Genomic DNA, 11841 nt, shown 5'->3' with positions numbered 1-11841 from the left:
CGCGGCGACGGTCAGGGCTCGTCGCGCTTCGGGTCCTCGTCCCTCTTCGGGTCCTCGTCGAGGGACTTCAGGAAGTCGGGGTTGTCGTCGGGCGCCACCCACTGCCGGGAGCGGCCGCCCCGGGCGCCGGACCAGCCCTCCGCGGCGGGGCGGCGCTTCTTGCCGGCGATGAGCCAGGAGATCGAACCCACGAGCGGGAAGACCAGCACGAGGAGTGCCCAAAGCGGCTTGGGCATGTGACGGATGTCGTCGTCCTTCGTGCTGATGCAGTCGATGAACGCGTACACGCTCAGCGCCAGCGGCACGAGGAACATAAGTACCCGGAGCATGCGGCCTCTCAGCGAAAGCGGGTGGGCGGTTCAGGGCCAGGGTAGCCGCTCGGGGATACTGGACCGCATGGCTTACGACGATCTTCGCTCCCTGCTCAGGGCGCTGGAGCGCGAGGGCGACCTCAAGCGCATCAAGGCCGAGGTGGACCCGTATCTGGAGATCGGGGAGATCGTCGACCGGGTGCAGAAGGCCGGCGGCCCCGCGCTGCTCTTCGAGAACGTGCGCGGGTCGGGCATGCCGCTCGCGATGAACGTGTTCGGCACGGACCGGCGGCTGCTGAAGGCCCTGGAGCTGAAGTCGTACGGCGAGATCTCCGAGCGGATCGGCGGGCTGCTGAAGCCCGAGCTGCCGCACGGGTTCGTCGGCGTGCGCGAGGCCTTCGGAAAGCTCGGCTCGATGACCCACGTCCCGCCGAAGAAGGTCAAGGACGGCCCGGTGCACGAGGTCGTCCTCACCGGCGACGACGTCGACCTGGACCAGCTCCCGGCCCTGTTCACCTGGCCCAAGGACGGCGGCTCCTTCTTCAACCTGGGGCTCACTCACACCAAGGACCCGGAGAGCGGCGTCCGCAACCTCGGGCTGTACCGCCTGCAGCGCCACGACAAGCGCACGATCGGCATGCACTGGCAGATCCACAAGGACAGCCGCAACCACTACCAGGTGGCGGCGCGCCGGGGTGAGCGGCTGCCGGTCGCGATCGCCTTCGGGTGTCCGCCCGCCGTGACGTACGCGTCCACGGCCCCGCTGCCCGGGGACATCGACGAGTACCTGTTCGCCGGGTTCCTCGCGGGCAAGCGGATCGAGATGGTCGACTGCAAGACCGTGCCGCTCCAGGTGCCGGCGCAGGCGGAGGTCGTCATCGAGGGCTGGCTGGAGCCGGGCGAGATGCTGCCCGAGGGCCCCTTCGGCGACCACACCGGCTTCTACACCCCGCAGGAGCCCTTCCCCGCGCTGAAGATCGACTGCGTGACGATGCGGAAGCGGCCGCTGCTCCAGTCGATCGTCGTAGGCCGTCCCCCGACGGAGGACGGGCCCTTGGGCCGCGCGACGGAACGCTTCTTCCTCCCCCTCCTCAAGATCATCATCCCGGACATCGTGGACTACCACCTGCCGGAGGCGGGCGGCTTCCACAACTGCGCGATCGTCTCGATCGACAAGAAGTACCCGAAGCACGCGCAGAAGGTCATGCACGCGATCTGGGGCGCGCACATGATGTCGCTGACCAAGCTGATCGTGGTCGTCGACTCCGACTGCGACGTCCACGATCTGCACGAGGTCGCCTGGCGGGCCCTCGGCAACACGGACTACGCCCGCGACCTCTCGATCGTCGAGGGCCCCGTCGACCATCTCGACCACGCCTCCTACCAGCAGTTCTGGGGCGGCAAGGCGGGCATCGACGCGACGAAGAAATGGCCCGAGGAGGGCTACACCCGCGACGGGGGCTGGCCCGACATGGTGGAGTCCGACCCGGAGACGGCGGCGAAGGTGGACCGTCGCTGGAAGGAGTACGGCCTGTGACCTCCGCATCCGCCGCGATCCCCCAGCCGGGACGCACGAAGGCGTTCCTGCGCCTGGTGATGATCGAGCACTCGGTCTTCGCGCTGCCCTTCGCCTACATCGCCGCGCTCTCCGCGATGTTCCAGCTCGACCGGAACATCCACTGGGGCCGGCTGCTGCTGGTCACCGTCTGCATGGTGGGGCTGCGCACCTTCGCCATGGCGGTCAACCGGATCATCGACCGGGAGATCGACGCCCGTAACCCGCGTACGGCGCAGCGCGAGCTGGTGACGGGCGCGATGTCGGTGAAGCACGCCTGGACGGGCGCGCTCGTCGCCCTCGTCGTCTTCCTCGGCGCGGCGGCCCTGCTCAACCCCCTGTGCCTGGCCCTGGCCCCCATCGCGGTGATCCCGATGGTGGTCTACCCCTACGGCAAGCGCTTCACGAACTTCCCGCAGGCCATCCTCGGCCTCGCCCAGGCCATGGGTCCGGTCGGCGGCTGGCTCGCCATCACCGGCACCTGGTCCTGGGACGCGGTCATCCTCGGCCTCGCCGTCGGCATCTGGATCGGCGGCTTCGACCTGATCTACGCCTGCCAGGACGTCGAGACCGACCGAGAGATCGGCGTCATGTCCGTCCCGGCCCGCTTCGGCATCCCTGCGGCGGTCTGGGGAGCGCGGGTCTGTCACACCCTCACGACGGCCCTCTTCGTCTGGTACGCCCTGGCCACCGACGCCGGCGCCTTCTTCTGGCTGGGCCTGCTGATCGTCGCGGGCGCGTTCCTGTACGAGCACTCGATCGTCCGCCCGCACGATCTCTCCCGCGTGAACAGGGCGTTCTTCAGCGTCAACGGCTTCATCGGGATTGCCCTGTTCGTGTGTGCGTTGCTGGATCTGCTGGTGCGCGGCCTCACCGTATGAGTTCGGGCGGCGCCGCCCGGCGGCGGAACAAGAACGCCGCCGCCACGCCCGCCAGCAGCCCCAGCAGATGACCCTGCCAGCTGACGCCCGACTGGGTCGGGGCGAGGCCGGTCAGGATCGAGCCGCCCCAGATCGCGGCGATCAGGATGCCGGTCAGGATGCCCAGGGGGCGGCGCTCCAGGAAGCCCGTGACCAGGAGGAAGCCGAAGAGGCCGAAGATCAGGCCGGAGGCACCCGCCGTGTTGGTGTGGGCCGGGGAGATGAGCCAGACGCCCAGGCCGTCGACGAGGATGATCAGCGCGCAGACCAGCAGGAAACGGCGTAGGCCCGACAGCGCGGCCAGGAAGCCCAGGACCAGCAGCGGGACCGTGTTCGCCGCCAGATGGGCGAAGCCGAAGTGGATGAACGCCGAGGGGACGACGTCCACCAGCTCGGACGGCTCGCGTGGGGTGACGCCGAAGCCGTCCAGCGCGTGACCGCTCGCCACGTCCACCACTTCCAGCAGCCACAGCAGCGCCACCCAGGCCAGCATCAGCTTGCCCGCGGCCATCGCACGGCCGCCGCTCGACCACCGCGCTTCGACACCCGACATGGCGACCCCCAGTGCTCGCTCATCCCCTCCATGCAACGGCCCGCACCCCTGCACCGGTTCCCACCCTGCGACGCCCGATAGGCTCGGTGTCGTGAACCCAGTCAAGCCAGGCGAGACGCCGCGTACGCCTTGGATCGTAGGGGTGTCCGGGGCCTCCGGCACCCCGTATGCCGCTGCCGTGCTGCGGGCTCTCCTCGCGGCCGGCGAGAGCGTCGATCTCGTGGTCTCCCGGGCCTCCCGGCTCACCCTGCTGGACGAGACCGGGATCTCCTTCCGGGACGCCCACTGGCGCGACGACCTGCGGGAATGGCTGTCCCGGGGCGCCGACGGCAAGCCCGACACCTTCGCCGTCGACCTCGACGCCGTACGGCACTGGAGCGCCGGCGACCTGGCCGCCGGACCCTCCTCGGGGTCGTACCCCACCAAGGGCATGCTGATCGTGCCCGCCTCGACGGCGAGCGTGGCCGGGGTCGCGCTCGGGCTGTCGAAGGACCTGCTGCAGCGGGCGGCGAGCGTGACCCTGAAGGAGGGCCGCCCCCTCGTCGTGGCCGTACGCGAGACCCCGCTGAACGGCCAGACCCTGCGGCACCTGGTCACCCTCGACGACGCGGGCGCGAACGTCGTACCGGCCTCACCCGCCTTCTACGCGGGCGCGACGCACATCCAGGACCTGGTGGACTTCGTCGCCGGACGCGTACTCGACGCGGCGGGCGTGCCGCACCGGCTCTACCGCCGTTGGCAAGGTGAACTCGGCGGCGGATCACACCGCGCCGGCTGAGCACGACCCCGAACCTCATCGGACCCACAGACAACTTCAGCGGAAGGCTTCGATCGCAATGGACGCGGTGGACAGGCAGCTCATCCAGGCCCTGAGGGAGAACGGCCGGGCCTCCTACGCGGAGCTGGGACGCCTCGTCGGACTGTCGGGACCCAGTGTCACCGACCGCATCAACCGGCTGGAGGCGGCCGGTGTCATCACCGGCTACCGGGCCACCGTCGACGCCGCCTCGCTCGGCCTCGGCGTCACCGCCCTCATCGGCATCTCGCTCTCCGACGCCACCGACCACGAGGACGTGGCGCAGCGGCTGAAGGACCTCTCGGAGATCGAGGACTGCTGGTTCATCGCGGGCGACGACTCGTACATGCTCAAGGTGCGGGCGGCGGACGTCGACGGCCTGGAGAAGATGATCCGGCGGCTCAGCGGGATCGAGGGCGTCTCCCGCACGCGGACGACGATCGTGCTCTCCACGAAGTGGGAGAACCGGGTCGGGGAGCTGCCCGAAGAGGAGTAGAGCGGTAGCCGTACGGTTGGGACGTCTTCGTAGAAAGGTGTGGGCATGGATCTCGGGCTCAAGCGCGAGCTGGAGGAGAAGGTCAGGACGGGCGTCCGTCTGACCCGTGAGGACGGCATCGCGCTGTACGAGTCGGACGACCTGGCCTGGCTCGGCGGCCTCGCGCACGAGGTGCGCACCCGCAAGAACGGCGACGTCGTGCACTTCAACGTCAACCGTCACCTCAACATGACGAACGTGTGCACGGCCTCCTGCGCGTACTGCTCCTTCCAGCGCAAGCCGGGGGAGAAGGACGCGTACACGATGCGCATCGAGGAGGCCGTCAAGCTCGCCAAGGCGATGGAGTCGGAGAACCTCACCGAGCTGCACATCGTCAACGGCCTGCACCCGAACCTGCCGTGGCGCTACTACCCGCGCTCGCTGCGGGAGCTGAAGGCGGCCCTGCCGCACGTCTCGCTGAAGGCCTTCACGGCGACCGAGATCCACCACTTCGAGACCATCTCGGGGATGAGCGCCTCCGAGATCCTGGACGAGCTGATCGACGCCGGTCTGGAGTCGCTGACCGGCGGCGGCGCCGAGATCTTCGACTGGGAGGTCCGGCAGCACATCGTCGACCACCGCACCCACTGGGAGGACTGGTCGCGCATCCACCGGCTCGCGCACGAGAAGGGTCTGAAGACCCCGGCCACGATGCTCTACGGCCACATCGAGGAGCCGCGTCACCGCGTGGACCACGTACTGCGGCTGCGTGAGCTGCAGGACGAGACCGGCGGCTTCCAGGTCTTCATCCCGCTGCGCTACCAGCACGACTTCGTCGACGTGAAGGACGGCAAGGTCCGCAATCGCCTTCAGGCACGGACGCAGATGGCGACCGGCGCGGAGGCCCTGAAGACCTTCGCCGTGTCGCGGCTGCTGTTCGACAACGTGCCGCACGTCAAGGTCTTCTGGGTGATGCACGGGGTGCAGACCGCGCAGCTGGCCTTGCAGCACGGCGCCGACGACATGGACGGGTCGGTCGTCGAGTACAAGATCACGCATGACGCGGACAACTTCGGCACGCCGAACAAGCTGACGCGTGAGGACCTGCTCGACCTGATCCGTGACGCCGGGTTCCGTCCCGTGGAGCGCAACACGCGGTACGAGATCATCCGTGAGTACGAGGGGGCCGACCCGGAGCGCCGGGAGTCGCCTCAGCCGATGCGGGTCTGACTCGTCTCGGGGCGTGCGGGCGCTTTGTCGTAATAGTTACAATCCCCGCATGCCCCTTACCTTCACGCTCGATCCCGCCGTCACCCCCGAGCTGCGTGACGGCATCCTCGATCTGTGGGCCGACGTCTCCGACGCCGGGGGAGCCGTCGGGTTCGTGCCGCCCGTCACGCGGGAGGACATCCGGCCCTGGCTGGTGAAGCACTTCGCGTCGATGGCGGAGGGGCAGGTCAGGCTGCTCGTCGGGCACGACGAGGAGGGGCGGGTCGCGGCGACCGCGTTCCTGACCCTCAACACGCACCGCCTGATGACGCACTGGCTGTGGCTGTACACGGTGATGGTGCATCCGCGTCACCAGGGGAAGGGGTACGGCCGTGACCTGCTGGACGCGGCGGCGGACGGGGCCCGGAGCATCGAGGGCATCGGCGCGATCCGGCTGACCTGCCGGGGCGGGCTCGGGCTTGAGCGGTTCTACGAGTCCTGCGGCTACAAGGAGGTCGGCCGGATCCCGGGCGCCATCCGGGTGGCGCCGGGCGACGACCGGGACGACGTGATCATGCTGCTGCCGCTGGACTGACCCCCCTGAAAGGTCGGCCGCCCGGCGTGCTTCACTGAACCTGGCCCTTTTTGGAATCGGAAGAGTGGATTGAGATGCTCCGCTACACACTGATGCGCCTCGGGATCTTCGTGGGCTGCCTCGTGGTCGTCTGGGGCCTCGTCTACTCCGGCCTCGCCCCGCGCGGCCTCGGCGACAGCAACGGCCTGTGGATCGTGACCCTCGCCCTGCTGTTCTCCGCGCCGATCAGCTTCATCGTGCTGCGCAAGGAGCGGGACCGCGCCTCCGTGCAGATCGTGGAGCGGGTCGACCGCATGAAGGCCACCATGGAGGCCAGTCGCAGCCAGGAGGACTCGGCCGACGACACGAGCCGGGCGCAGGGCCAGGCCTCGTAAGCTTCCTCACACCCGCGCGCAGCGCCCCGTTTCCGTACATGCTCGGAAACGGGGCGCTTTGCCTTGTATGGGTGCCTGCGCGTTTCTGCCTGTCAAAGCGAGGCTTTGGGGTCCTCAAAGTTCAGGTGTTAAGGTGTCGCTGTTATGAACTCAGCAGTCGTGCCTCTTCAGCCCCGGAGCGTTACGCCCCGGAGGCTCGCGCTTGTCGCGCGACTGCACGTGGATCTCTGTCGGTGCGCGTCCGCTAACTGTCGTCTCTGACGTAACGCCAACCCCCGTCGTCTCCCACGTCAGCTCCCCCTACGCGTCCCCCCAACGGAGTCAGTCCGTGTCCTCATACACGAAGTCCTTCAAGGTGCCCTTCTGGGCTCAGATACTCGCCGGTCTCGTCCTGGGTGTGCTGCTCGGCTGGCTCGCCCGCGACCAGGACCTGTCCTGGCTGACCACGACCCTGGAGAAGGTCGGCGACACGTTCATCGGCCTGCTGAAGCTCGCCGTCGCGCCGCTCGTCTTCTTCGCGATCCTCGTCTCGATCACCAACCTGCGGAAGGTCAACAACGCGGCCCGCCTGGCCTCGCGCACCCTTCTGTGGTTCATGGTCACGTCGCTGATCGCGGTGAGCATCGGCCTGGTCATCGGCCTGGTCACCAACCCCGGCGCCGGTACCGGCCTCACGCCCAAGGACGGCGCGAAGCCCGACCAGACCGGCTCGTGGATCGACTTCCTGACCGGCATCGTGCCGACCGACGTGATCACGCCGTTCACCCAGCTGAACGTCCTGCAGATCGTCTTCATGGCCGCCGTCGCCGGTATCGCCGCCCTCCAGCTCGGCGAGAAGGCCCAGCCGATCCTCAACCTGAGCGAGTCCGTCCTGGAGCTGCTCCAGAAGGCGCTGTGGTGGGTCATCCGGCTCGCCCCGCTCGGCACGGTCGGCCTCATCGGCCACGCCATCGCCACGTACGGCTGGGACCTGATCGGCAAGTACGCGACGTTCACCGCCGACATCTACGTCGGCTGCGCGATCGTGCTGTTCGGCGTCTACCCGGCGCTGCTCGCGACCGTCGCCAAGGCCAACCCGATCCAGTTCTTCAAGGGCGCCTGGCCCGCGATCCAGCTGGCCTTCGTCTCCCGCTCCTCCGTGGGCACGATGCCGCTGACGCAGAAGGTCACCGAGCGGCTCGGCGTGCCGAAGGAGTACGCGTCCTTCGCGGTGCCGTTCGGCGCGACGACCAAGATGGACGGCTGCGCCGCGATCTACCCCGCGATCGCCGCGATCTTCGTCGCCCAGATCTTCGACATCCAGCTGGGGATCGGCGACTACCTGCTGATCGCGTTCGTCTCGGTGGTCGGCTCCGCCGCCACGGCCGGTCTCACCGGCGCGACGGTCATGCTGACCCTGACCCTCTCCACCCTCGGCCTGCCGATGGAGGGCGTCGGTCTGCTCCTCGCGATCGACCCGATCCTCGACATGATCCGCACCGCGACCAACGTCGCCGGCCAGGCCCTCATCCCGGTCCTGGTCTCCGCGCGGGAGAACCTGCTCGACCGCGAGGCCTACGCGACGGCGGACGGCTCCTCCCTGGACGACCCGTGGGACGAGAAGCGGGACGCGGAGCGCGAGCAGGTGCCTGCCGCGGCGTGACGGGGCACCGGGGGCACGCCTGACGGCTTGACCGCTACCGCGGAACCTCGCCGAAGAGCATGCGGTGCCCCCGGGCGGTGTCCATGTACTCGCGCACCCGGTGGACCAGCCCGTCCCGGAGCTCGAAGACGAAGCAGTAGTCGTTGGCGTAGTGGCTGCCGTTGGCCAGAGTCGCCGTCATGGTCTCCTCCACGACCACCCGCTCGCCGTCCGCGTGGAACCCGTGGAAGGTGACGGTGACATCGCGCACGAACAAGCGGGGGAAGTCCTCGGCGAGGAAGCGCACGATCGCCTCTCTGCCGACCATGTGGTGCGGAGTCGCCAGCGCGACGGCAGTGGCGTTGCCCGGCGGTGCGAACCACTCCGCGTCCTCGGTGAGGACCTCGAAGATCCGGTCGGCGTCGTGGCTGGCGAACGCCTTCCAGGCGTTCTGGACGACGCTGCGGCTCTGCTGCGACATGCCCGAGACCCTAGGCGACCGCGGGCGATCGGGCCGGCGATGTTCCGACAACACCCCCTGGGGTCTCGGACTCGGCTCGGGGCGACAGCCCGTTCGGACCGTACGCTAAGCCGTATGGGTGCCGTGAAGACCAAGCGGATGCCGCGTGCGGTCCGCGAACAGCAGATGCTGGACGCCGCCGTGCGGATCTTCGGCCAACGGGGCTACATGGCCGCGTCGATGGACGAGATAGCCGAACTCGCGGGCGTGTCCAAGCCGCTGGTCTATCTGTACCTGAACTCCAAGGAAGACCTCTTCACCGCCTGCATCCGCCGCGAGGCCAAGGCTCTCGTGGAGGCGGTGCGGGCCGGGGTCCGGCCCGATCTGCCCTCCGACCGGCAACTGTGGGAAGGGCTCGGGGCGTTCTTCGCGCACACCGCGCGCAATCCGGACGCCTGGGCGGTCCTGCACCTCCAGGCCCGCACACATGGCGAGCCGTTCGCCGCAGAGGTCGCCGCGATGCGCGAGGAGATCGTCGCGTTCGTGACACAGCTGATCCTCACCGGCGCCCGTGAGGCCCACCACGATCCCGACCTGCCGGAGCGCGAGGTCGCCGGACTCGCCGAGGCCCTGGTCGGCGCCGCGGAGTCCCTCGCCGCCTGGGCCAACGCCACCCCGGGCATCACGGCCCGCCAGGCCGCGGCCACGATGATGAACTTCGCTTGGGCGGGCCTGGGCGACCTCATCGCGGGGCAGCCCTGGGTACCTCCGGAGGAGGAGCAGACGGGCGCTCAGGCCGGGTAGACATCCCCCGCCACATGCACCCGCTCGTCCCCGTCCCGCAGTTCGAAACGGCCGTCCTCCGCCGCGTACGTCACCGTCCCCGGCAACAGGACCGGCGCCTTGAACGCCGCGCGTACATGGCAGGAGTCCGGTGCGCCGTGGGCGGCGAGGCAGCGGGCGAGGGTCCACATGCCGTGGGCGATGGCGCGGGGGAAGCCGAAGAGGCGGGCGGTGAGGGGGTGGAGGTGGATCGGGTTGCGGTCGCCGGAGGCGGCGGCGTAGCGGCGCCCGACGTCCTCGGCGAGCCGCCACTCGGCGACGGCGGGCAGCGGCTTCCGCGCCTCCTCCACGGGAGCCCCGGCGGGCCGTGACGTGCGGTGCCGGGCGAGGTAGGTGCTGTTCGACTCCCAGACGACGTCCCCGCCTTCGCGCACCTCGGTGACGACCGTGGCCTCCGTGCCGCGCCGGTGCGGTGCCAGCCCGTCGACCCGCACCGCGAGTTCGTACGAGCCGGTGGCCGGCATTCCCCGGTGCCGGGTGACCGTGATCGACGTGTGGACCAGGCCCAGCAGCGGCAGCGGGAAGTCCCGGCCGCTCATCAGCCGCATGGCCAGGGGGAATCCGAGCACCTGCGGATACGTCAGCGGCAGCGCGTCCTCCCCGGTCGGGAACCCGCAGACCCGCTCGTACGTCGCCAGCCGCGCGAGGTCGACGCGCAGACCGGGCAGGACGAGCCGGGTGCGGGGGAACTCCGCGTGGGGGGCGGGCCGTTTGAAGGGGGACAGCAGGGCGCCGCGGGCCAGGAGCGGCGCGAGGGAGGGGGACCCGGTGAGGACGAGAGCGGCGTCGGCCATCACGCCCCCAGCAGGCTCTGGCCGCAGACGCGCACGACCTGGCCGTTGACCGCGCCCGAGCCCGGGTGCGCGAGCCAGGCGGTGGTCTCGGCGACGTCGACCGGAAGACCGCCCTGGGCGAGGGAGTTCATCCGGCGGCCCGCCTCGCGGATGAACAGCGGGACGGCGGCCGTCATCCTCGTCTCGATGAAGCCCGGCGCGACCGCGTTGACCGTCACCCCGTGCTCCGCGAGCGCGCGCGGCGCGAGGGAGCGGACCAGGCCGACGATGCCCGCCTTGCTCGCCCCGTAGTTGGTCTGCCCCGCGTTGCCGGCGAGGCCCGCGATCGAGGCCGTCGCCACGATCCGGCCGCCCCGCTTCAGCGCCCCGGCCTTCAGCAGCGCGTCCGTCGTGCGCAGCACGCTCGCCAGGTTCACCTCCAGCACCGGGATCCAGCGCTCGGCCGGCATGTTCACCAGCCGCCGGTCGCGGGTGATGCCCGCGTTGTGGACCAGCAGGTCGAGGCCGTCCGGCAGCGCTTCGACGATCCGCGCGCCCGCGTCGGCGGCCGTGATGTCGAGGAGCAGGGCACTGCCGCCGAGCCGGTCCGCGACCCGCCGGGCGTCCTGTTCGGCCCCCGGCACATCGAGGACGACGACCCGGGCGCCGTCCCGGGCGAGTGTCTCGGCGACCGCCTCACCGATACCGCGCGCGCCACCGGTGACCAGGGCGGTCCGGCCGGTCAGGGGGCGGTCCCCGTCCAGCGCCCCCTCCGGCTCGTGGGGCTCCTGGGGCGTGCCCACCTCGATCACCTGCCCGCTGACGTACGCCGACTTGGGCGACAGCAGGAATCGGAGCGTGGACTCCGCGGCGGACGCGTCCGTGAGCCGGACCAGGTTCACGGTCCTGCCCCGCCCGATCTCCTTGCCGAGGGAGCGCGTGAAGCCCTCCAGGGCCTGCTGGGCGGCGGCCTGGTGATGGTCGGCGGGGTCGAGCGGCGCGCCGAGCACGACCACGCGCCCGCTCGTGGTGAGTGACCGTATGCCGGGATGCAGAGCCGCGTGCACCTCGGCCAGCCCCTCGACGTCCCGCACCCCGCTCGCGTCCAGGACGACGGCGGCGGCCCGGTCGGAGCCGGCCGGGGCGATTCCCGTACGGGCGAGGACCGGCGCGAGGTCGAGGCCGGACCGGCAGGCGGTGAGGTGACGCAGGCCGCCGTCCAGGGCCGGGCGCTCGGCGGACCAGCGGGTCAGCGCCGCGGGCTGGGGCAGGCCGAGGCGGCGGGTGAGGAGACGGCCGGGCGCGGTACCGGTGAAGCGCAGATAGCGGTCGGCCATTCCAACTCCCAGCTGCCGG

At 70.2% G+C, this 11841-nt stretch carries 15 protein-coding genes; 10 read left to right on the top strand and 5 right to left on the bottom strand.

The window, feature by feature from the left end:
- Positions 1–11: 11 nt before the first annotated feature.
- Complete coding sequence (locus ACZ58V_RS06545) at positions 12–329, bottom strand: PLD nuclease N-terminal domain-containing protein (RefSeq protein ID WP_471288636.1); 318 nt, start codon at positions 327–329, stop codon at positions 12–14.
- A gap of 67 nt (positions 330–396) precedes the next feature.
- On the opposite strand from ACZ58V_RS06545, the gene ACZ58V_RS06540 reads away from it, so the two are divergent.
- The gene (locus tag ACZ58V_RS06540; protein WP_405506908.1) at positions 397–1848 is read left to right on the top strand and encodes a menaquinone biosynthesis decarboxylase; all 1452 of its coding nucleotides are present in this window, start codon (positions 397–399) and stop codon (positions 1846–1848) included.
- Positions 1845–2747, top strand: coding sequence for a menaquinone biosynthesis prenyltransferase MqnP (mqnP, locus tag ACZ58V_RS06535; RefSeq protein WP_468186457.1), 903 nt, complete (start codon positions 1845–1847; stop codon positions 2745–2747). Before ACZ58V_RS06540 ends, mqnP begins: the two co-directional genes overlap by 4 nt.
- Here the strand turns inward: mqnP and ACZ58V_RS06530 are convergent.
- Positions 2737–3339: a rhomboid family intramembrane serine protease gene (locus ACZ58V_RS06530; protein WP_468186460.1), complete on the bottom strand. Its 603-nt coding sequence runs from the start codon at positions 3337–3339 to the stop codon at positions 2737–2739. The two genes, mqnP and ACZ58V_RS06530, sit on opposite strands and share 11 nt — an antisense overlap.
- Positions 3340–3430: 91 nt before the next feature.
- Here ACZ58V_RS06530 and ACZ58V_RS06525 point away from each other — a divergent pair, with 91 nt between their 5' ends.
- From ACZ58V_RS06525 to ACZ58V_RS06495, 7 genes are all read left to right on the top strand, one after another.
- A complete protein-coding gene (locus ACZ58V_RS06525; RefSeq protein ID WP_382578520.1) occupies positions 3431–4117 on the top strand; it encodes a UbiX family flavin prenyltransferase in 687 nt (228 codons plus the stop codon).
- A gap of 58 nt (positions 4118–4175) precedes the next feature.
- Positions 4176–4631 carry an Lrp/AsnC family transcriptional regulator gene (locus tag ACZ58V_RS06520; RefSeq protein ID WP_033314055.1) on the top strand — a complete coding sequence of 152 codons (456 nt, stop codon included), beginning with the start codon at positions 4176–4178 and terminating at the stop codon, positions 4629–4631.
- A 45-nt stretch (positions 4632–4676) separates the two neighbouring features.
- Positions 4677–5840, top strand: coding sequence for an aminofutalosine synthase MqnE (gene mqnE / locus ACZ58V_RS06515; RefSeq protein WP_471288634.1), 1164 nt, complete (start codon positions 4677–4679; stop codon positions 5838–5840).
- Between the two features lie 49 nt (positions 5841–5889).
- The gene (locus ACZ58V_RS06510; protein ID WP_471288633.1) at positions 5890–6414 is read left to right on the top strand and encodes a GNAT family N-acetyltransferase; all 525 of its coding nucleotides are present in this window, start codon (positions 5890–5892) and stop codon (positions 6412–6414) included.
- A 74-nt stretch (positions 6415–6488) separates the two neighbouring features.
- A complete protein-coding gene (locus tag ACZ58V_RS06505; protein WP_471288631.1) occupies positions 6489–6788 on the top strand; it encodes a DUF4229 domain-containing protein in 300 nt (99 codons plus the stop codon).
- A gap of 144 nt (positions 6789–6932) precedes the next feature.
- A complete protein-coding gene (locus tag ACZ58V_RS06500) occupies positions 6933–7049 on the top strand; it encodes a putative leader peptide (protein WP_468186474.1) in 117 nt (38 codons plus the stop codon).
- Between the two features lie 67 nt (positions 7050–7116).
- Entirely contained in the window at positions 7117–8430 is a 1314-nt protein-coding gene (locus ACZ58V_RS06495) for a dicarboxylate/amino acid:cation symporter (protein ID WP_471288629.1), read from the top strand.
- 34 nt (positions 8431–8464) lie between these two features.
- Here the strand turns inward: ACZ58V_RS06495 and ACZ58V_RS06490 are convergent, their stop codons facing one another.
- Positions 8465–8890, bottom strand: coding sequence for a nuclear transport factor 2 family protein (locus ACZ58V_RS06490; RefSeq protein WP_471288628.1), 426 nt, complete (start codon positions 8888–8890; stop codon positions 8465–8467).
- Between the two features lie 114 nt (positions 8891–9004).
- On the opposite strand from ACZ58V_RS06490, the gene ACZ58V_RS06485 reads away from it, so the two are divergent.
- Positions 9005–9673 carry a TetR/AcrR family transcriptional regulator gene (locus ACZ58V_RS06485; RefSeq protein ID WP_471288627.1) on the top strand — a complete coding sequence of 223 codons (669 nt, stop codon included), beginning with the start codon at positions 9005–9007 and terminating at the stop codon, positions 9671–9673.
- Here ACZ58V_RS06485 and ACZ58V_RS06480 read toward each other — a convergent pair.
- Both ACZ58V_RS06480 and ACZ58V_RS06475 read right to left on the bottom strand, forming a co-directional pair.
- On the bottom strand, positions 9661–10506 hold the full coding sequence (locus ACZ58V_RS06480) for a MaoC family dehydratase (RefSeq protein WP_471288626.1): 846 nt from the start codon (positions 10504–10506) through the stop codon (positions 9661–9663). The genes ACZ58V_RS06485 and ACZ58V_RS06480 overlap by 13 nt on opposite strands.
- Positions 10506–11822, bottom strand: coding sequence for a 3-oxoacyl-ACP reductase (locus ACZ58V_RS06475; protein WP_471288624.1), 1317 nt, complete (start codon positions 11820–11822; stop codon positions 10506–10508). Before ACZ58V_RS06475 ends, ACZ58V_RS06480 begins: the two co-directional genes overlap by 1 nt.
- Positions 11823–11841: the final 19 nt, after the last annotated feature.

This window comes from Streptomyces sp. NPDC040589 (genome assembly GCF_055594445.1).
The sequence above is the reverse complement of the archived record's forward strand: the minus strand, read 5'-3'. Positions and strand labels throughout refer to the sequence as shown.

Excerpts from the sequence above, each read along its gene's own strand:
- ACZ58V_RS06530 (WP_468186460.1), bottom strand. The coding sequence starts at position 3,339 with ATGTCGGGTGTCGAAGCGCGGTGGTCGAGCGGCGGCCGTGCGATGGCC.
- ACZ58V_RS06545 (WP_471288636.1), bottom strand. The coding sequence starts at position 329 with ATGCTCCGGGTACTTATGTTCCTCGTGCCGCTGGCGCTGAGCGTGTAC.
- mqnE (WP_471288634.1), top strand. The coding sequence starts at position 4,677 with ATGGATCTCGGGCTCAAGCGCGAGCTGGAGGAGAAGGTCAGGACGGGC.
- ACZ58V_RS06520 (WP_033314055.1), top strand. The coding sequence starts at position 4,176 with ATGGACGCGGTGGACAGGCAGCTCATCCAGGCCCTGAGGGAGAACGGC.
- ACZ58V_RS06480 (WP_471288626.1), bottom strand. The coding sequence starts at position 10,506 with ATGGCCGACGCCGCTCTCGTCCTCACCGGGTCCCCCTCCCTCGCGCCG.
- ACZ58V_RS06540 (WP_405506908.1), top strand. The coding sequence starts at position 397 with ATGGCTTACGACGATCTTCGCTCCCTGCTCAGGGCGCTGGAGCGCGAG.
- ACZ58V_RS06500 (WP_468186474.1), top strand. The coding sequence starts at position 6,933 with ATGAACTCAGCAGTCGTGCCTCTTCAGCCCCGGAGCGTTACGCCCCGG.
- ACZ58V_RS06505 (WP_471288631.1), top strand. The coding sequence starts at position 6,489 with ATGCTCCGCTACACACTGATGCGCCTCGGGATCTTCGTGGGCTGCCTC.
- ACZ58V_RS06490 (WP_471288628.1), bottom strand. The coding sequence starts at position 8,890 with ATGTCGCAGCAGAGCCGCAGCGTCGTCCAGAACGCCTGGAAGGCGTTC.
- ACZ58V_RS06510 (WP_471288633.1), top strand. The coding sequence starts at position 5,890 with ATGCCCCTTACCTTCACGCTCGATCCCGCCGTCACCCCCGAGCTGCGT.
- ACZ58V_RS06475 (WP_471288624.1), bottom strand. The coding sequence starts at position 11,822 with ATGGCCGACCGCTATCTGCGCTTCACCGGTACCGCGCCCGGCCGTCTC.
- ACZ58V_RS06485 (WP_471288627.1), top strand. The coding sequence starts at position 9,005 with ATGGGTGCCGTGAAGACCAAGCGGATGCCGCGTGCGGTCCGCGAACAG.